The following is a 19,667-nucleotide window of genomic DNA, read 5'->3' on the forward strand; positions in this document are numbered from 1 at the left end:
TTGCGTCTAAATTGCGTTATTTTAGCCAAAAAATATTAAAGGATAGACAAATGGTAGGATTTTATGTAAATGTAAAGTTAAAAGCTGGATGCGAGGCGAAATTTGAAGAGATTTTAAAAGAGATCGTGCCAGCTTCAAGAAAAGATAAAGGCTGCATAAGCTACGAGTGTGGCGTAGTTGCAGGCACTAAAAGCGAATACTGCTTTATGGAGAGCTGGGAAAATTTAGAGAGCCAAAAAGAGCATATGAAGAGCGCTCATATGGTGAAAAATGCGGCTGCGCTGGAGGCTTGCAAAGAGAGCCAAGAGGTAAAAATAATAAATTTTGTAAGCGTAAAGGAATAATATTTGCTTAAAAAAGGGCAAAATTTAAAAAAATGAGCGAAGAAAAGATGCTTGAGATGATAAACGCGACTGCCGATATTATGTTTATGGCTATACTTAGAGGACGTGTGAGCCTTGAAGCCTGCAAAAAGGACAAGGAGTTCATCGATGCTTTAAGAGAAGAGCTGCTTAGCAAAAACCCAAACAAGCTCAAAGTCGCGCAAGACTCGCACCAGATGATCGCCATTTTTGAAAAATACCGCAATAAAAAATAATCCAACTTAAAATTTAAATTTATTTGCCGATATAGTGTTAAAGGATTTGACATGATAAACGCACTAAATGGACTTAATCAAAGCTTTAACTATCAAGACGCTTTTAATAAGCAGCCAACGACTATCGCAAATTTAGGCAAAGTAAAAATTTCTCCCAATGCCCTAGACTTCAAGCATCTATCACTTTCTGGCTACTCGTCAAATGATAAAATTTCTATCTGGGGCAAGATGAAGTTGCTAGCCTTAAAAATTTCGTTGATAGCACGAAGCTTTGGCGAGCAAGCTCCATTCTAACCAGCGAGAAAAACGGCTTTAGCGTAGATGAGTTTAACAAAACTTACAATATATATGCTATTGCCACCGACAACCTGAAACTTCTAATCAACCACGCCAATGGCATACTTTATCTAAACCGTGAGGCTACAAATTTACTAGACTCTGATCTAAGCGTCGATAAATTTAAAGACAAATGGCTGGAATTTACCGCCGAAAGGATACTTGGCGAGCATGCAAATGTGAAAATTTCTTTTAAAGACGGGGCTTTACACTACGAGCAAACATCGGCTAAAAAACGCATAGAAGTCCTAGGTCAAGCGATGCCGCATCGTGTAAGCTACGCTGATAAAAATAGCAAAGATGAGTTTTTGAAATTTCTAAAAACAAGCTATGAAAAGGGCGAAAATATCGCTGATGTGCTGCAAAATATCGCTCTTACGCCAGTTAGAGAAGATGGCGGTGAAGAGATAGAAGAAGAGAAATTTAAGCCTATGCAAGTTATCAAAAAGAGCGTGACCTACACGGACAAGGATATAAAACGTGAGTTTTTTGAGGAATTTATCAGGCGCGAGGTCGAAAATGGCGCAAGCTTTGATGATCTAGTGCAAAAGCTAAACAAGCTAAAGCCAAAGGATGTGCTGGCTTAGCTTTAGGTTTTAAATTTATGGGGCTGACTTGGCACACTAAATTTATTTTGCTTAAATTTTTGAAGCTGGCTTAGTTCTCTAAATTTCTATTTAAATTTGAATTAAAGAGTTAGTTTAGCTCCAAATTTTCTACTCAAGTTTAAATTTGAAGAGCTAGCTTGACTTCTCAAATTTCTGCTTAATCTTAAATTTTAAAGAGCAAGCTTTGCTCCATAAATTTATATTAGGGCTTAAATTTAAAACGCCTGCTTAACCGATCAAATTTCTATTTAGATTTAAATTTCTTGAAGCCAGCTTAGCTCTCTAGATTTTAGCTCAGACTGAATTTAAAGAGCCAGCCTAGCCCTCAAAAAATTTCTACTTCGGATTATTTATACTTATCACCATATTTTTCTCATCAAGATATAGCCTAGCAGCCTCTTTGATATCGTCATTTGTGAGCGCTTTGACCGCATCTATATACTCATCAGCCGTGTAAAGTGGCGTGTTAAAAATTTTATTTGAGATGATGAGATTTTGCCAAAACTCAGGCTTTTCGTAGTCTTTTCTTATAGAAATTTCACTCTGCGCCTTAAAATCCTCCAAATGTTTTGGCAAAAGTGCGCCATCACGCTTGATACTAGCCATTATCTCCTTTATCTCGGCGATGATCTTGTCCGTGTTTGCAGGGTCGCAAGTAAAGCCGATCACCGCCTTTGAGTGCTCATACGGATAGCGAGCGAGCCTAGCGTTTAGGCTAAAGCCGTATGTTTGACCTTTGTCTTCTCTGATCTTTTCACGAAGCGCCGTTTTTAGGACCGAGCTTAGCGCTCTTAGCTTGACCACCTCTTTGAAGCTGTATTTTGTATCTAAATTTATTATATCCACGCTCACATCGCTTCTTTTTGTGCTTTGATACTCTCTTTTAAAGGTGTGCTGCCCTTTGATGCTTCGCACGCCGTCATCTTTAAAATTTTCAGCCTCGCCAAGCTTAGGCAGCGTGGCGATATACTTTTTAACAAGTGGCAAAAGCCTCTCCTCGTCGGTGTCGCCGATGATTACGAAGGTGTATGAGGCTGCGTTTGTAAATTTATCTTTGATAATCTCTTTTAGCTCATTTAGCTTTAGCGCGTCGATCTGCGCCATCTCAATGGGCGCTACACGCTTGTTGTTTTCGTAAAAAAACTTGCTAAATTCGGTGCTAAATTTATATTCAGGTAAATTTTGCTCTTTAGCTAGCTCATCTTTTGCTCTTTGCTTTATCCTCTCAAGCACGTTTGCATCGGCTCTTGGCGAGCTAAACTCTAAATTTATAACAGCTAGCAACGAGCCAAGATCGCCACTGCTTGAAGAGCCGTAAATGCCCTGTGTAAGCGCCTCTATGCTCTTTTCGTAGCTTACTATCTTGTCGTTTAGCACCTTTGAAAGCTCGTAGTTGTTAAATTTGCCAACGCCACTTTCATTTGTAAGCGCAACCGCAAAGCCGCCAAGCTTAGGATCAGCAAGATCTGAAGTGCCACCCTTGCTAATGGCCGCAAACAAGATGCTATCTTTTTTGGTGGCTAGTGGCTTAAAGATGACTTGCGAGCCATTTGGCAGCTTATAAGTATAGATGCCATGCTTTTGGTCAAATTTGCTAGAAAGGATATCTTTTGGCTCTAAATTTTCATTGCCAAGGCTCTTATTTAGGCTCTGGCTAGCCAAATTTGTATCGTAAGGTTTTGCCTCATCTTTTAGCTTCAAAAAGGCATCTTTGCTAAGTTTAAAACCATCTTTGCTAAAGACCCTCACGCGCTCATCAGGTATGGCTAAAATTTGCCTAAATCTCGCATTAACATCCTCTAGCGTGGTCTCGTTTAAGAGCTTTAGGCTAAGGTTTTTGCTATCTTCATCGCTTAGCACAAAGCCTCCATTTTCGATCATATTTAAAATTTCACTTGCATAAACGCTTGATTTTTTAGTTTTTGAGCGTTTAAATTTAGCCTCTACGTTTGCCACAAACGCCTTTTTCACATCGCTAAAATCGCCTTTGTTAAAGCCAAATTTCTCAATGCCCTTTAAAACACTTAACATATCTTTAAGGCTAGCGTTAAAATCATCTCCGATCACATTTTCCTCAAAGCTATAAATTTTTTGCTTTGCTTGAAGCGTTTGCGCCATAAAATCAACACTTAAATTTGATGAATTATTTGCATTTTTTTGCTCATAAAGCATATTTATAAGGCTAGCTATTAGCGCATCTTTTAAATTTCGCTTCACATCAGCCTCATCCAAGACTGGCTTAAATTTATCAAAAAAGCTAAGTCTTACAAACTGAGCTGCCGTCTCGTTTGCGTCGTAGTTAAAGACATTTAGCCCATCTTTAAAAGCGATGCTTTTGTTTGGATGAACGTATGAGTTGCTATTTTTTGCTGCGCTAAAGTTTTTTTCTATCAGAGCTTTTATCTCATTTTTATCAAAGTCGCCAACTGCCACAAAGCTCATAAACCTTGGCTGATAAAGCCTCTCGTAAAACTCTTGCATGTGCTTAGCATCTACGCTTTTTATCACGTTCATGTCGCCTATGGGCACTCTTTTTTGATAGATGCTGCCAGCAAAGATGTCCTTACTTTGGGCAAGATAGAGCCTATATGCTGGCGTGTTTCGCTGGCGCTCCTCCTCCATTATGACACCTCGCTCCTTATCAAGCTCGCTTGCGTCGATCTTTACGCCATCGATCCAGTTTGAAAAGACCTTGAAAACGTCCTTTAAATTTTTCTCATTTACATTTATGCTTAGCGTGTAGCTCGTCTGATCGTAGCTTGTTTGCGCGTTTAGATCAGCGCCAAATTTAACCCCAAGGCTCTCAAGCTGTTTAATGAGCTCATTTTTGCTAAAGTCACGGCTACCATTAAACGCCATGTGCTCCAAAAAGTGCGCAAGCCCCTGCTCTCCGTCTCTCTCATCAGTCGAGCCTGAGTTTACGACTAGGTAAAATATGGCTGTATTTTGCGGGAGTTTATTCTCTTTTATATAGTATTTAAGCCCGTTTTTTAGCTTGCCGCTTAGCATATCTTTGTCATTTTGCAAGGCAAAGAGACTAAGCGCTAGGCACAAAAGTAGCAGAATTTTTCTCATAATCCGTCCTTTAAATTTCTATCTAAAAGCGGATTTTAGTATAAATTTTAAAATGCAAGATAAAGCTAGCCTGCTAAATTTGCAGGCTAGTTGGGAGGTGTTATTTTAGTTCGTATTTTTTAAGCAGTGCGTCGTAGCTGCCGTCTTTTTTCATCTCATCTAAAATTTGATTTATCTTAGCGATAAGCTCGCTCTGCTTATTTTTGTCAAAAGCGATTGAAAAGCCCTCGCTACCATCAACCTCTTTGAAAAATGCCTCTACTTCAGGGTTTTTCTTGATAAAGCCATAGCCGATCGAGCTATCAAGGATGACTGCGTCAAATTTGCCAACTTTTAGCCCCATGATGAGTGGCACAGTATCTTCTGAAGGCACTACTTTTGCGCCATTTATCGCATTTGCAGCTAGCTCTTGGATGGTGCCTTGTTGCACACCTACTTTTTTACCAGCTAGCTCCTCTTTAGCTTTTAAAGCGTCGTTGCCTTTTTTCTTTAGGTAGATGTTTTCAGTTAGATAGTATGGCTTTGTGAAATCAATCGACTTTAGTCTATCAGGAGTCGCGCTCATCGCACTTATGATGCCATTTATCTTGCCGGCTTTAAGCGCTGGGATGAGGCCATCAAAGCTCATATTTATGATCTTGTATGAAAAGCCAGCACGCTTTGAAATTTCATCTATCAGATCGATGTCAAAGCCTGTTATTTTGTTGTTTTCATCGATGTATTCAAATGGCGGGTAGTTTGCCGCTGTACCAAATTTTAGCTCGTTTGCACAAAGAGCAACAAAAGCTGTCAGTAAAAGAGCAAATATCTTTTTCATGTCTATCCTTTAAAGAGATTTAAAGCCCTAATTATCGGCATTTATCTATTAAAATTTGTTTAAATTTAGCGCAATGACAGAAATTTAGACAAGCTTGTAAAGTGTATAGGCAAGTGCACTAGAAAGATTTTAATCAAATTTCAAAATTTCATGAACGAGTAATTTAGGCTCTAAAATTTGAGCTAAGCTATAAGCGAAGCCAAATTTTAGTAGTCAATTCTTGCGAGTGAGTGAAAGTTTAAAATTTGCAAAGACAGCTTGATTAAATTTGTAAATTTCTTTTTATTTAAAAGGGAGACAAGGGGACTTGAATTACGAAGCCGTCCCCTTATCTCCCTTTAGATCCCACAATCCCCTCGCACGTTAGAAGTGGCATGCAATGGTGCTGGCGCACTGCATGCGATTAAGAACTATGACAAATTTTAAAATTTCATGAACGAGTAATTTCGGCTCTAAAATTTGAGCTAAGCGTTTAGCGAAGCCAAATTTTAATATTCAATTCTTGCGAGAGAATGAGATTTTAAAATTTAAAAAACGCAGTAAATTTAGGTCTTTGTCTAAAGAGTAACTAAATTTAAATTAGCCAGCTGCAAATTTAGCAGCCAGCTAAAATTTTAGTTTTTATGAATGCGAAGGTAGCTATTTAGTGCGCCGACATAGGCCTTAGCGCTTGCCATCATCGTATCGATATCAAGTCCGTGGCCCATTACAGCTGTCTTGCCCTCAAACTCAACCTTTACATCGACTTTTGCAAGAGCATCTTTGCCCTGAGAAACAGCTGTGACCTTGTAGTCTTTTAGCGTGCCGTTAATGCCGCTGATGCGATCAACTACCTTAAATATCGCATCTGCTGTGCCATTGCCAAGGGCTGAGTCGCTAACGATCTCGTCGTTGTGCCTGATGCTCATAGAGGCGCTTGCTAAGCTGCCACCGCTACTTTGAAGAAGCCCTGTGATCTCGTAAGCTTGCGGGATCTTGGTGATCTCCTCTGCCACAAGCGCCCTGATATCATCGTCAAATATCTCTTTTTTCTTATCTGCCAACTCTTTAAATTTCTCAAACGCCTTATTAAGCGCATCGCTATCAAGGTCAAATCCAAGACTAGCAAGCTTATCTTTAAACGCATGACGGCCACTGTGCTTGCCAAGAACGAGCGAGTTTTTCTCTAAACCGATGCTCTCAGCACTGATGATCTCATAAGTCTCTTTGTGCTTTAGTACGCCGTCTTGGTGGATGCCACTCTCGTGCGCGAAGGCGTTTTTACCAACGATTGCTTTGTTTGGTTGTGGCTCGATGCCTGTGATGCTAGCGATCAGCCTTGAAGTTGGATAAATTTCTTTTGAGATGATGCCTGTGTAAAGCGGCGCAAAGACGTCCTGACGAGTTTTTATAGCCATCACGATCTCTTCAAGTGCAGCGTTTCCAGCGCGCTCGCCGATGCCATTTATCGTGCCTTCAACCTGCCTTGCACCAGCTTTTATAGCAGCTAGTGAATTTGCTGTTGCCATGCCAAGATCGTTGTGATTATGCACCGAAACTACCGCTCTATCGCCTATAAATTTTACTATTTCGCTAATGCGAGCTGTGATCTCCTCTGGATACAAGTAGCCAACCGTATCAGGGATGTTTATCGTTTTTGCTCCTGCATTTATCGCTGCGTCGCAAATTTCTTTTAAAAAGTTCATCTCACTTCTGCAAGCATCCTCGCAGCTAAACTCTACGTCATCACAAAACGTTTTTGAGTATTGCACTGCCTCAACTGCACGCCTGATCACCTCGTCTGGGCTCATTTTTAGCTTGTACTGCATGTGGATCGGACTTGTTGCTATGAAGGTGTGAATTCTTTTATTTTTTGCTGGAGCTAGTGCCTCGCCAGCTGCCTTGATATCACGCTCAACCGCACGTGCAAGCGAGCAGACAGTGATGTTTGAAGCTTGCTTTGCGATCTGATTTACTGCGTCAAAGTCACCTGGGCTAGCCGCTGCAAATCCAGCCTCCATCACATCTACACCAAGCCTTTCAAGCTGAAGTGCGATCTGAAGCTTTTCAGCTGTGTTCATAGAAGCTCCTGGGCTTTGCTCGCCATCTCTTAAAGTCGTATCAAAGATTATAATTTTATTTTTATCCATTTTTTGTCCTTTTATGATTTTTTATATTTAAATTTAATGAGTTAAGTAAAGAAGAATTTGCTACCTAAGTAGCAGCAGTAGAGAGTTTTTGATTTCGATTTTTGGTAAAAATTTACGCGATTTTATTATGCCGTTTTCGCTCATTCGCTCTCCTTTTTTTTGTGATTTTTGCTAAACATTATCGCCGCTCTAATAATACCATAAAGCATATAAACGCTCATAAAAAAGGTCGCACTCTCGTAAGGATATAGATAAAGCATAGAAAATACAACTACAAGTGCTACTAAAATTCGCATAACATGAGTTTGTTTTAAATTCATCTTTTTAAAGCTTGGGTAGCGGATGTTGCTAACCATCAAGATAGCTAAAACTGCTTCAAGCAATATCAAGCACCACTCAAAACCATATAAAAATTCATGCTTTAGATAAACACCAACCCAAAGCACTCCGATTATGGCTGCTGATGGTATAGGAAGTCCGATAAAAACATTTGGTTCGTATGTGCCAGTAGTGACATTAAAACGAGCTAGCCTAATGGCTCCAAAGACTACAAACATAGCTGCTATAAGTGCGCCAAATCTGCCAAATTTTGCACCAACTGTTAGATAAAATAAAATCGCTGGAGCCACACCAAATGCTACAAGGTCCGCAAGGCTATCAAACTCCACGCCAAATTTACTTGTAGTCTTTGTAAGTCTTGCTACGCGTCCATCAAGTCCGTCTAAAATCAGTGAAAGAATGATGTAAATAATAGCTTTAAAATAGTTCCCCTGAATAGATGAAATAATGCTTATAACGCCCAAAAAAGCGCTTGCAGCGGTAAATAAATTTGGCAAGATATACATTAACTGCATTTTTTGTATGCTATTCATTTTATTTTTCCTCTTCAAAGTATCCAAGAAGTGAAGCAGCTTTAACGCTCTCGCCAACGCTTACGCAAATTTTAGTATCTCTTGGCAAGTATAAAATCACTTCGCCGCTTCCTAAAAAGCCAAATTTTCTAGAGGCTTTTAGACTGGTAATGTTATAAATTTCTAAACTTCTACTAAAAACTCCAGCTATGATTTTCATAGCAAATTTGATATTTCCTTTTTCAAAACGAATTATCGCTCTTTCGTTTAGCATCTCTGAAATTTTCATAGCCTGACATAAAAAGAGCCCATGCCTTCTTTTAACTTCAGTGACGTTAGCATCGCTTATAGCTCTTAGCGTACCTACGCCAAAAAATGGCTTTGAGATAACTATCTTAGCTACCTCTTTATCATCAAAATTTGAAACGCTGATCTCTTTTATCTTACCATCTATGGGCGAAAGTAAGGCTAGTTTATCATCAGTAAAAGGCTCTCTTTCAGGGTCTCTAAAAAAATAAAGAGTCAAAAGAAGCAGCGCTATAAAAAATAGTGGCGCAAACCCAAATAACACAGATATAGCAAATAAAATCAAAAAGAATAATATAAATTTATACCCTGCTTTTGCGATGTAGCCACTCATTTTTATTCCTCTTTTTTGCCTTTTTCCTCTTCTTCAAGCTCCACAAGCCTGCTTTCAAGACCATTTTCTTCTTCGTAGTTTTTGATGATCTCTCTAACTCGTTTTCCCTCGATAGTCTCTTCTTCGTAAAGCGCTGAAACCATGTTTTCAATGGCACCTTTATAAATTTCAAGCAAGCCAAGCACAGCTGTATATCTCTCATGAAGAAGTGTTTTTACAAACTCATCGACTTTTTCAGCCATCTTGTCACTATAGTCTTTTATGCTTTGTCCGCCATTTAAAAATGTTGCGCGTTGCTTTTCAAGCACCATAAGACCGGCAACATCACTCATACCATACATACTAACCATAGCTTTTATGATATCAGTTGCACGCTCTAGGTCGTTGCTAGCTCCAGTTGATATCTCTTTTATAAAGACCTCTTCAGCAGCCCTACCAGCCAAAAGCACATCCACTTCTGCAAGCAGTTCATGCTTTTGCATCATAAATTTATTCTCTTCAGGCGTATTTAACGTATAGCCAAGCGCCGCAAGACCGCGTGGCACGACTGAGACCTTTGTCACTCTTTTTGCACCTTTTGTTAGCTCAGCTATCAAGGCATGGCCGCTTTCATGGTAAGTGACTATCTTTTTCTCTTTTGGATTTACGCGGCGTGATTTTTTCTCAAGGCCAGCTATCGATCTCTCGACAGCCTCCACTAGATCAGCCTGCTCAACAAAAGTCTTTGACTTACGTCCTGCAAGAAGTGCGGCCTCATTTATGATATTTTCAAGATCAGCACCTGCCAAACCAGTGGTAAGCCTTGCGATATCCTCGATATTCACATCTTTGCCGATTTTCACATCTTTCATATGGACTTTTAAGATGTCACAACGTCCTTTAAAATCAGGCTTATCAACAAGCACTTGCCTGTCAAATCTACCCGGTCTTAAAAGTGCAGCATCCAAAACTTCAGGTCTATTTGTAGCCGCTATGACGATGACTGGCGACTTGTCCGCATCAAAGCCGTCCATCTCAGAAAGAAGCTGATTTAGCGTTTGCTCTCTCTCGTCATTGCCACCCATCGGACCAGAATTTCTGCTCTTACCGATCGCATCGATCTCATCTATAAATACAATCGCTGGAGCCTCTTTTTTTGCATTTTCAAAAAGGTCTCTAACCCTACTTGCACCAACGCCAACAAACATCTCTATAAAGCTTGATGCCGACATAGAAAAAAATGGCACACTAGCCTCACCTGCAACTGCTCTTGCAAGAAGCGTTTTACCAGTACCTGGAGGGCCAACAAGCAAAATACCTTTTGGGATTTTAGCTCCAAGTCTTAGGTATTTATCTGGGCTCTTTAGATAATCAACTATCTCTTGAACCTCTTCTTTTGCCTCTTCAACGCCTGCAACATCGTCAAATTTAACTTTTGGTTTTTCAGAATTTATAAGCTTTTTTGCACTTCCTATGCCTAGTATGCCACCGCCGATATTTTTTTGCATACGACTAGCGATAAACATCCAAATAGCAAAAAATATAAACACCGGTATGATCCATGAAAATATAAGATCTCCAAACCAGTTATTTTCGCTATAAACGCTGTAAGTTATACCGTTTTGCTCAAGTATGCCAATGAGCGTTGGATCATTTATGCGCTTTGCAAGGTAGATAGTCTTGTCACCACCAACGCCTTTTATCGTAGTTTCAGATATCGCAACCTCATTTAGTTGCTTATTTTTAAGCATATCCTTAAATTCAGAATAAGCTATCATCTTGCTTTGAGCGTTGCTACCAAGCCCAAAAGTACCGCCTAGTCCGTCGCCGCTAAAGCTTCTAAAAGCTAGAACTATAACTATCGCAAAAATAGCAAAGATAAAGATGGGATTTTTGTTAAAAAACCCGTTATTATCGCCATTATTTTGGTTATTATTTTGATTATTCATCCATTTCCTTATAAACAAAGCTAACCCAATCATTAGCCTGTTTTATCTCAACTAGCTCCAAATCCTTAAATGTATCTTTAATCCTATCTTCGTATTTATTCAAAATTCCTGACAATACTAAATAGCCGCCCTTTTTAAGCGATTTTTTCAAGTCATTTGAGAGCATAAATATGACATCAGCAATGATATTTGCTACGACGATGTCATATTTTTGCTCTAAATTTGCAATAGAACCTGTCCAAATTTTATTAAATTTAACCTCGTTTAACTCGGCATTGCTAAGCGAGCTTTGCGTGGCCTGTTCATCCGTATCGCAGGCATCGACCTTGCAGCCAAGCTTTGCTAAAGCTATGCTTAATATCCCGCTTCCACATCCCACATCTAAAGCAGTGTCGCCACTTTTTGCATATTTTTGTAAAAGTTGCAAGCAAGAATTTGTGCTTTCATGGTGCCCTGAGCCAAAGGCTAGAGCTGGGTCGATTATGATATTTGTTACGCCACTAAGTGGCTCTTCCCAGCTAGGTCTAATATAAATTTTATCAACCAAAATAGGCTTAACTGCCTTTTTATATTCGCCTAGCCAGTCTTTATTTTCTTTTAAATTAAGAGAAATTTTTAAATCATTTGAAATTTTACAAACACTAGAGAGCCCTTTTGCATACTCTTCGACACCCCAAGCTATATCTTTTAGATCATACTCTTCCCTGATGATGATCTCATGGTCTAGCTCTTCTACACAGGTGACCCCAAAAGAGAAAACTAACTCTAAAATTTCATCATAAAAATTTGATGTTTTGATGCTTAATTCGTAAAATTTATCTTTCATTAACCAAGAACGTCTTCAAGCTTCTCTTTTAAAACTTGTGGCGTAAAAGGTTTAACGATGTAGTTATTAACACCTGCTTTTAAAGCTGTTATAACCTCGGCTTTTCCGCCCTCTGTTGTTACCATTATGATAGGCATATCAACATATTTTTGCTCAGCTCTTACCTTTTTAACAAGCTCAAGACCATTCATCTCAGGCATGTTCCAGTCAGTAATAAGAACCTCAATACCCTCGTTTTGTGTCAAGATATTCCAAGCTTCAAGCCCGTGCTCAGCCTCGAGAATTTCTTGATGTCCTAACCTTTGCAAAGTATTTTTTATGATCCTTCTCATTGTTGAGCTGTCATCTACAACCAAAATCTTCACATAATATCCTTTTAGTAAAAATTGCCCTATTCTAGCTAATTAAAATTTATAAAAGCTTTAACGCTAGCCAACTTGTTTGAAAGCATCTTTCAAATCAAGTCGTCCCTCATAGTAAGCTTTACCAACGATCACACCAGCTATCTCATTTGTCTCTTTAAGTGCCAAAATGTCGTTTATATCGCTCACACCGCCACTTGCTATGGTTTCAAGTTTGCTACTTCTAGCTATTTGCAAGCTAAAATCAACATTAACTCCGCCAAGCATTCCATCTTTGTTAATATCGGTGCAAATCACAGCTTCTACACCCACATCTGCAAATTTTTTTGCAAGATCGACTGCTTTTATGTTTGAAACCTCGCCCCAGCCTTGCACTGCCACATAGCCATCTTTTGCGTCTATGCCAACTACGACTCTGTAAATTTCAGCCATTTTTGCTGTAAAATCTGGATCACGAAGAGCAACTGATCCAAGGATCACCCTGCTAACTCCAAGGTCCAAATAGCACTTTATACGCTCTTCATCTCTTATGCCGCCACCAACTTGCACCTTTAAATTTGTAGCTTTTACTATCTTTTCGATCGTATTAAAATTTATAGCTTCTCCCGCAAATGCTCCGTCAAGATCGACCACATGCAGCCATTTTGCGCCGTAATCTTCAAACCTCTTAGCAAGCTCACTTGGCTCACTGCTATAAATTTTAGCACTTTGCATGAGCCCTTTACTAAGCCTAACTGCTTGCCCCTCTTTTAGATCTATCGCTGGGAAAATTTCCATCACAACCTCGCAAAATTTTCTAAAATTTTAAGCCCAACCTCATGACTTTTTTCTGGATGAGGCTGAAAACCAAAGAGATTTTCATGCTGCACCGCGCTTGTAAATTCATATCCATAAGTTGTCTTTGCAAGTGCAAATTTATCATCGCAAACCACGTGGTAGCTATGCACAAAGTATAAATACTCAAGCTCTTTTAGTCCTAATCTTAAAGGGCTATTTTGCTTAAACTCGAGTGTATTCCAGCCAACATGTGGGATCTTTAGCGGTTTATCAAATTTAGTTTCATCAAATTTAACAACCTCTCCTGGCAAAAGAGAGAGCCCCTCATGCTCGCCAAATTCAAAGCTTTTTTCAAACAAAAGCTGCATACCAAGACAAATTCCTATAAAGGCTTTTCCGCTTTTTACAGCCTCTTTTATCGCTTCATCCATGCCGTTACATTTGAGCTTTTTCATCGCCTCGCCAAATGCCCCAACACCTGGTAAAACGATATGAGAGTGCTCTTTTAGGCTATTGGGCTCACTTAACAAAACACCCTCATGCCCAAGAAATTTAAAAGCATTTATCACGCTTTTGATGTTTCCAGCACCATAATCAATAATAGCGATCATCTGTTCTCTTGTCTTTTTACGCTAAAGAGATAAAAGCTAAGTGCCGCCATCAGCATCGCCACACCGCCTATTAGATAGATAGCGTTTATGATATTTTCAGGTGCAGTGATAGCAAATTTAAAGACTAGCATGAGCGCCTCAATGGCAAGTGCGATGATGATAGAGCCGATAAATCTAACCATCGTCTTATAAATAACGCTATTTTCTTCGTGATTTTTGCCTAAAACTTCTTCTTCAAATATCGTCTTAACAAGGTCAAAAATGGCAAGAGCTAGCGTTAAAATGATTGTTGATTCAAAAATTTCTTCGACATTTATATGCTCGATGCTCTTTGAGATAAAGCTCTTTACGCCGTGCCAAAATAAAAATGCGCAGATCATAAAAAGCGATGCACAAAAGAGTGCATAAACTGTCTTTAAAAATCTACCAAAATGCTCCTCGACAAAGCCGCTATCGACCATATTTAGGATATTTTCTAGGCTTATATCGATGCAAGCGATAAATTTAAGCTCATTTTTTTCATTATAGATAGGCACGCTTGCTGTGACACACAAACCTCCATTTAGGCTTGATGGATATGGATCGCTTAAAACGCACCTTTTCTCGCGCACGGCGGTGTAGTAGTAGGCTTTATTTGCGCGGTTTTCACCCTTTGGGATTTTATACTTTTCATTTAGGCTGATAGAGTCTTCGATTTGTATGCCATTTTCGTCCAAAATGTATAGTGCATCAAAATTTTCTATCTCGTGGCTGATCTTATCAAAGCCAGCTTTTATGTTTTCTAAGCACACTCCAGGCAGTCTGTTTGGCAAATTTCTACTAAACAAATAGCAGATATACGCCCTTGCCTTGTATCTCGTGTCACTAAATCTCTTAATATCTTTTATAACCAAAATTAGCCTTTTAAATTTAATGCATGGTTAAATTCTGGCACGATCACCTTAAGAGCAGGTGCTATCTCGTCATCTTCAAGCTGCAAAAGCCCATTTATCTGTGAATTTAAAAGGGTCAGATCGTAAGGCTGTGAGTGTGTCACAAAGATCGACTCATACTTAGTTTGAACGTCATCTTTGTTGATAAGCAGCTCCTCATAAAGCTTCTCGCCTGGTCTAAGCCCTACAAATTCGATACCTAAATGCTCTTTATTTGAAAGCAGAAGCATCTTTTTAGCAAGATCGACGATCTTAACTGGCTCGCCCATATCAAGTACGAAAAGCTCTCCACCTTTTGCGATAGAGGCTGCTTGAAGGACTAGCTGGCACGCTTCAGATGTAAGCATAAAGTATCTTGTGATCTCTGGGTGAGTGACGCTTAAAGGCTTATTTGCAGCGATCTGTGCTTTAAATTTAGGTATGACTGAGCCACTTGAGCCAAGGACGTTACCAAAGCGCACACAAACTATCTCGCACACACCTGCTTCGTTTGAATTTAGTGCGTAAAGCTCGCAAACACGCTTAGTTGTGCCCATTATGTTTGTTGGGCGCACAGCCTTGTCTGATGAGATCATGACAAATTTCTTAGCACCATATTTTTTAGAAAGATCGACTGCATTTTTTGTGCCAAGAATGTTGTTTTCAACTGCTGAGCGAGGATTTAGCTCACAAAGTGGCACGTGCTTGTAAGCTGCAGCGTGGATGACTATCTCTGGTCTAAATTCTTCAAAAACCTCTTCAAAGTCTTTTAAATTTGTGATATTTACAAGCTTGCTAACAGTTCTTTTATCTCTTGTATCTTCGCCTATTTTATAAAGGTTAAACTCGCTGTGTTCAACCATTATAAGCTCACTTACGCCATATTTCAAGCACTGCTTACAAATTTCGCTTCCTATACTACCGCCAGCTCCAGTGACAAGCACTTTTTTATCTTTTAAGAAATTTGAAATGGCTTCTGGATTAAGGTCTTTTGGCTTTCTAGCAAGTAAATCTTCGATCGAGATATCTTTGATCGGCTCATTTTCGATAAGCGAAAAGAGTTTCATATCTCTTATGCCATATCCAGTTAGCTCATCAACTAAAGCTTGAAGCTCGTCTTGATCAAGTGCTAGTGCGATGATAGCAGTCTTTGCGTCGTAGTCTTTTATAAGGCTTGGTATATCTTTTTTATCTTGAACTAAAAATCCATCACAATATGTGCCAACAAGATCGCTTCTACCATCTACCACGCCAACTGCGTAGTAGTCAAGATAGCCCTGCTTTAAGCCACGTAAGACGTGAAGCGCCTTTGAGGTCGCGCCTATAACGATACAAGGCTCGCCTTTGTGAGGTCTGTTTGAAAAGTCAAGCGCCATTCGTTTTGAAATTCTCAATATTCCGATAAGCAAGCATGATATAAGCATATCTATCAAAATAACACTTCTTGGATACATTGCAAAAATATCTTGCAATACAAAAAAAAGTGGTGTAAATAAGATCGCCGCACAAACGTGAGCTAGGAAAATTTTACGTGCTTCATTTAAGCCAAAAAATCTCCACGGCACCTTGTAAATTTTGAACATCCACATAAAAAAGAGCTTAAATACGATCAAAAATCCAGCCGTTACAAAAAGCCCTTGCACGTAGATATCTGGGATGTCGGCGTTAAATCTTAAAAGATATGCCGCATATATCGAAAAAACAAATATAAAAACATCACCAAGAAGGAAAAATACGAGCCTTTTTAACTTCGTTGCATGAAACATTTACGCATTATCCTTGACTATTTTTATCACTCTTTCTTGTGTCTGCTCGCTCATATCACTGCCACTTGGCAAGCAAATTCCTCTTGAAAATAGATCTTCACTATATCCATCGACAAAGCTTAACGCACCTTTAAAGACAGGCTGCAAGTGCATAGGCTTCCAAAGTGGGCGGCTCTCGATGTTTTCATCAGCTAGTGCTTTTATAACTTTTAAATGCGCATCTTTTTTAGCAAAAACGCCAGTTGTGAGCCATCTGTTTCCACGAGAATTTGGTAGCTCTGGCATAAATTCTAAAATATCGCCAAGCTCTTTTTCATAAATTTCAAAAACTTTTCTCTTTTGCTCGACTCTCTTTTCTAAAACCTCCATCTGAGCCACGCCAATAGCGCCTAGGACGTTGCTTAAGCGGTAGTTGTAGCCGTAGTCTTTATGCTCATAGTGAAGCAAAGGCTCTCTTGCTTGCGTGCTGTAAAATCTAGCTTTTTCAACAAATTCGCTATCTCCAACTAGCATGCCGCCACCTGAAGTGGTGATGATCTTGTTGCCATTAAAGCTATATCCGCCCATCACGCCAAATGTGCCAAGTGCCTTGCCGCCGTAAAATCCACCAAGCGCTTCAGCTGCATCTTCAACCAAAGCGATGCCCTCGTTTTGGCAAATTTCGCAAATTTCTTTCATCTTTGAAGCTTGTCCGTAAAGGTGAGTGACGACTAACGCTTTTGGCTTTTTAGGTAAATTTGAGATCGCTTTTTTAAGTAGCTCTGGGCTTAAATTCCAGCTCTCGTCGCTATCTATAAAGACTGGAGTTGCCTTTTCATAAAGTATCGGCGAGACTGAAGCCATAAAAGTAAAGCTAGAAGCTAGCACAAAATCGCCCTCTTTTACGCCAAGGACGCGAAGTGCTAGGTGAAGTGCCGCAGTTCCAGCGCATAGTGCAAGTGCATCTTTGGCGCCAGTGTAAGCCTTTATGCTATCTTCAAATTTATTGACATATTCGCCAAGTGGCGCTATGTAGTTGCTTTCAAAAACTTTTTTTATATATTCCTGCTCTTTTCCACTCATATTTGGCGGAGATAAAAAAACCCTATCCATTTTCATACCTTTCGTGATTTTTTGGCGATTTTAGCACTTATTTTTAAATTTATATCTTAGCGCGCTCGCATGCAGGCACGCCATACGCCTTTATGCCGTCCTTTATATCTCTAACGACCACGCTTCCAGCGCCTATGATGCAGTTTTTACCGATGCTTATACCTTGAATGACGCTTGAGCCAATGCCAACGTGCGTAAATTCACCCACGCTCACATTTCCAGCAAGGGCTGCATTTGGGCTGATATGAGCAAATTTGCCTATGTCGCACTCATGCTCTATCACCGCACCAGAGTTTATGATAGCACCCTCTTTTATATGGGCTTTTGCGTTTATCACGGCATTTGGCATGACCACTACGCCTTTTTCTATCACAGCGCTTTCGCTCACAACCGCACTTTTATGGATCAAATTTACTATCTCAAAGCCAACATCCTCCACCTTTTGGCTGATCTTTTGCCTTGTTTTATTATCACCTATGGCTATTATGATGTCAGCTTTTTCTAGCTCTGGGCTAAATTTACACTCACTAGCATCATCTAAAAAAGCTATCTCATCATAGCCATTATCTCTAGCGATATCAGCGATCACAAGCCCATGCCCGCTCGCTCCGTAGATGTAAATTTTCTTAGTTTTTGCCATTAAATTTCTCCGTCGTCGCCTGCCCCTCTTTGCTGACACCACTTCGTTTTAGCACCTTTTCGATGGTCTGCAAAGCGATCTTTACATCAAGCATAAAGCTTAAATTTTTAGCATAATAGACGTCGTACTCAAATTTTTTCTCCCAGCTTATGGCGTTTCTGCCATTTACCTGCGCTAGACCTGTGATGCCTGGGCGCACATCGTGGCGGTGCTTTTGCGTTTCGTTATAGATGGGTAGATATTCAACCAAAAGTGGCCTTGGTCCAATGAAACTCATGTCGCCCTTTAGCACGTTAAAAAGCTGTGGCAGCTCATCGAGGCTAAGAGAGCGGATCAGTTTGCCAAATTTACCAAGACGCTGATCATCTGGCAAGAGCTCGCCATTTGCGTCACGCTCGTCGCTCATCGTCTTAAATTTATAAATTTTAAAAATTTTCTCATTAAGCCCCGGTCTTGCCTGTGTAAAAATGACGTCGCGGCTAACCTTAAAATAGATAAAAATCGCCGTTGCTATGATGATAGGTGATGTTAAAATGAGCAAAAACAAGGCCCCTAAAATATCGATCACTCTCTTTAAAAAATTTCTATACATCTATAAATTTCCTATAAATTTCTATATATCTTTTCGCGATTTGCTTCTCGTCAAACTCACTAACTGCCCAGTCCCTGCCATTTGCTCCAAGCTTAGCGCAAAGTGCTTCGTCATCAAGTAAAATTTTTATCTTACCAGCAAGATCACTTGCGTCTTTTACCTTACATAAAAGCCCGTTGTAGCCATCTTTTACAGCTTCATTACAGCCTGTCACGTCGCTTGCAACGACTGCTTTAGCCATGCTCATCGCCTCTAAAACCGTTCTTGGAAAGCCCTCCTTATAGCTTGGCAAAGCCAGTAAATAAGAAGCTTTTAAAAGCTGTGGTATGTCGTTTCTAGCACCAAGATATCGCACCTTGCCACCTTTTAAAAAGCTCTCGTCTGCGGTTGATTTATTACCAGCAAAGCCCTCGCCCACAAAGACAAATTCGCAGTTTTTATAGCCATTTAAAATTTCTGCTGCCTCGTAAAATTCACGAACGCCCTTGTGCCACATGGCTCTGGCGATCATGAGAACCACCTTTTTTTCACCCAAGTCAGCTGCCTGCGTGATAGCTGGGTCAAATTTAGCAGTATCGACGCCGACACTTTTTATGCGATACACCTTGCTTTTATCTATCAAATTTTTAGAGATCAGATAGTCTGGATCTGCGTCATTTACGAAGATGCAAGCATCAGCCTTTGCAAAAGATAGCTTATAAAGGCTCTCCATGACAAAACGCACAGCCTTTGTCTTAATATCATCATCGATATAAAAGCTACCAAGGCCTTCAACCAAATTTATCACGTGCTTTATGCCAGCGTTTTTAGCAGCAAATGTGCCAAAGACATTTGACTTGTGAGCGCCAGTTTGAAGCAGGTCTAAATTTAGCTCACCTAAAATTTGAGATAGTTTTTTTGAGTTATTTATCACGGTTAGCGGATTTAGGCTCGCCTTATCAAGCTCGTAGGTGACGGTATGAAAGCTTTTAGCAAGCTCATTAGTGAAATTTCCTTTTGGAGCGATAGCAAAAACCTCATGCCCCATATCTTTTAAAGCCTGCATGATAGGGCGTCTAAAAAAGTGTATGCTCATATCAGCGTGGCTTAAAAATCCTATCCTTGCCAT

Annotated in this window: 20 protein-coding genes; 4 read left to right on the top strand and 16 right to left on the bottom strand. The window is 39.8% G+C overall.

Annotation, left to right across the window (positions count from 1 at the left end):
* Window positions 1-50 precede the first annotated feature (50 nt).
* The 4 genes from G6W41_RS00965 to G6W41_RS00980 all read left to right on the top strand — a co-directional run bounded on the left by G6W41_RS00965 (window position 51) and on the right by G6W41_RS00980 (window position 1,521).
* Window positions 51-344, top strand: coding sequence for a putative quinol monooxygenase (locus G6W41_RS00965; protein ID WP_012140151.1), 294 nt, complete (start codon window positions 51-53; stop codon window positions 342-344).
* Between the two features lie 32 nt (window positions 345-376).
* Complete coding sequence (locus tag G6W41_RS00970) at window positions 377-598, top strand: hypothetical protein (protein ID WP_002941152.1); 222 nt, start codon at window positions 377-379, stop codon at window positions 596-598.
* Between the two features lie 51 nt (window positions 599-649).
* Complete coding sequence (locus tag G6W41_RS00975; protein ID WP_194170325.1) at window positions 650-892, top strand: hypothetical protein; 243 nt, start codon at window positions 650-652, stop codon at window positions 890-892.
* Between the two features lie 221 nt (window positions 893-1,113).
* Window positions 1,114-1,521, top strand: a complete 408-nt coding sequence (locus tag G6W41_RS00980) for a hypothetical protein (protein ID WP_194170326.1) — start codon at window positions 1,114-1,116, stop codon at window positions 1,519-1,521.
* A 357-nt stretch (window positions 1,522-1,878) separates the two neighbouring features.
* On the opposite strand, the gene G6W41_RS00985 is transcribed toward G6W41_RS00980, so the two are convergent.
* The 16 genes from G6W41_RS00985 to pglA form a co-directional block, all read right to left on the bottom strand.
* Window positions 1,879-4,617: a M16 family metallopeptidase gene (locus G6W41_RS00985; protein WP_194170327.1), complete on the bottom strand. Its 2,739-nt coding sequence runs from the start codon at window positions 4,615-4,617 to the stop codon at window positions 1,879-1,881.
* A gap of 100 nt (window positions 4,618-4,717) precedes the next feature.
* Window positions 4,718-5,434 (bottom strand): basic amino acid ABC transporter substrate-binding protein, encoded by a 717-nt coding sequence (locus G6W41_RS00990; RefSeq protein WP_012140154.1) that lies wholly within the window; start codon window positions 5,432-5,434, stop codon window positions 4,718-4,720.
* Between the two features lie 614 nt (window positions 5,435-6,048).
* Complete coding sequence (locus tag G6W41_RS00995) at window positions 6,049-7,563, bottom strand: 2-isopropylmalate synthase (protein ID WP_194170328.1); 1,515 nt, start codon at window positions 7,561-7,563, stop codon at window positions 6,049-6,051.
* Between the two features lie 140 nt (window positions 7,564-7,703).
* The gene (gene pssA, locus G6W41_RS01000; protein WP_009294672.1) at window positions 7,704-8,435 is read right to left on the bottom strand and encodes a CDP-diacylglycerol--serine O-phosphatidyltransferase; all 732 of its coding nucleotides are present in this window, start codon (window positions 8,433-8,435) and stop codon (window positions 7,704-7,706) included.
* 1 nt (window position 8,436) lies between these two features.
* A complete protein-coding gene (locus G6W41_RS01005) occupies window positions 8,437-9,054 on the bottom strand; it encodes a phosphatidylserine decarboxylase (protein WP_103569396.1) in 618 nt (205 codons plus the stop codon).
* Between the two features lie 2 nt (window positions 9,055-9,056).
* Window positions 9,057-10,982, bottom strand: a complete 1,926-nt coding sequence (gene ftsH / locus G6W41_RS01010) for an ATP-dependent zinc metalloprotease FtsH (RefSeq protein ID WP_103571642.1) — start codon at window positions 10,980-10,982, stop codon at window positions 9,057-9,059.
* Window positions 10,975-11,808: a 50S ribosomal protein L11 methyltransferase gene (locus G6W41_RS01015; RefSeq protein WP_194170329.1), complete on the bottom strand. Its 834-nt coding sequence runs from the start codon at window positions 11,806-11,808 to the stop codon at window positions 10,975-10,977. Before G6W41_RS01015 ends, ftsH begins: the two co-directional genes overlap by 8 nt.
* Complete coding sequence (locus G6W41_RS01020) at window positions 11,808-12,173, bottom strand: chemotaxis response regulator CheY (RefSeq protein WP_002939933.1); 366 nt, start codon at window positions 12,171-12,173, stop codon at window positions 11,808-11,810. The genes G6W41_RS01015 and G6W41_RS01020 overlap by 1 nt, the downstream gene beginning before the upstream one ends.
* Before the next feature lie 63 nt (window positions 12,174-12,236).
* Window positions 12,237-12,947, bottom strand: coding sequence for a 1-(5-phosphoribosyl)-5-[(5-phosphoribosylamino)methylideneamino]imidazole-4-carboxamide isomerase (hisA, locus tag G6W41_RS01025; protein ID WP_194170330.1), 711 nt, complete (start codon window positions 12,945-12,947; stop codon window positions 12,237-12,239).
* Complete coding sequence (hisH, locus tag G6W41_RS01030; protein WP_194170331.1) at window positions 12,947-13,558, bottom strand: imidazole glycerol phosphate synthase subunit HisH; 612 nt, start codon at window positions 13,556-13,558, stop codon at window positions 12,947-12,949. Before hisH ends, hisA begins: the two co-directional genes overlap by 1 nt.
* Entirely contained in the window at window positions 13,555-14,451 is an 897-nt protein-coding gene (locus G6W41_RS01035; protein WP_009294679.1) for a PDC sensor domain-containing protein, read from the bottom strand. The genes hisH and G6W41_RS01035 overlap by 4 nt, the downstream gene beginning before the upstream one ends.
* Window positions 14,452-14,453: 2 nt before the next feature.
* Window positions 14,454-16,235, bottom strand: a complete 1,782-nt coding sequence (pglF, locus tag G6W41_RS01040; protein ID WP_194170332.1) for a UDP-N-acetylglucosamine 4,6-dehydratase (configuration-retaining) — start codon at window positions 16,233-16,235, stop codon at window positions 14,454-14,456.
* Window positions 16,236-17,327 carry a UDP-N-acetylbacillosamine transaminase gene (gene pglE, locus G6W41_RS01045; protein WP_107970023.1) on the bottom strand — a complete coding sequence of 364 codons (1,092 nt, stop codon included), beginning with the start codon at window positions 17,325-17,327 and terminating at the stop codon, window positions 16,236-16,238.
* Window positions 17,328-17,376: 49 nt separating this feature from the next.
* Complete coding sequence (gene pglD / locus G6W41_RS01050) at window positions 17,377-17,967, bottom strand: UDP-N-acetylbacillosamine N-acetyltransferase (protein ID WP_194170333.1); 591 nt, start codon at window positions 17,965-17,967, stop codon at window positions 17,377-17,379.
* Window positions 17,954-18,559, bottom strand: coding sequence for an undecaprenyl phosphate N,N'-diacetylbacillosamine 1-phosphate transferase (pglC, locus tag G6W41_RS01055; RefSeq protein WP_012140183.1), 606 nt, complete (start codon window positions 18,557-18,559; stop codon window positions 17,954-17,956). Before pglC ends, pglD begins: the two co-directional genes overlap by 14 nt.
* Window positions 18,552-19,667 carry a N,N'-diacetylbacillosaminyl-diphospho-undecaprenol alpha-1,3-N-acetylgalactosaminyltransferase gene (pglA, locus tag G6W41_RS01060; RefSeq protein WP_194170334.1) on the bottom strand — a complete coding sequence of 372 codons (1,116 nt, stop codon included), beginning with the start codon at window positions 19,665-19,667 and terminating at the stop codon, window positions 18,552-18,554. The genes pglC and pglA overlap by 8 nt, the downstream gene beginning before the upstream one ends.

Origin of the sequence: Campylobacter concisus, assembly GCF_015230035.1 — a bacterium.
Lineage (GTDB): Bacteria > Campylobacterota > Campylobacteria > Campylobacterales > Campylobacteraceae > Campylobacter_A > Campylobacter_A concisus_BK.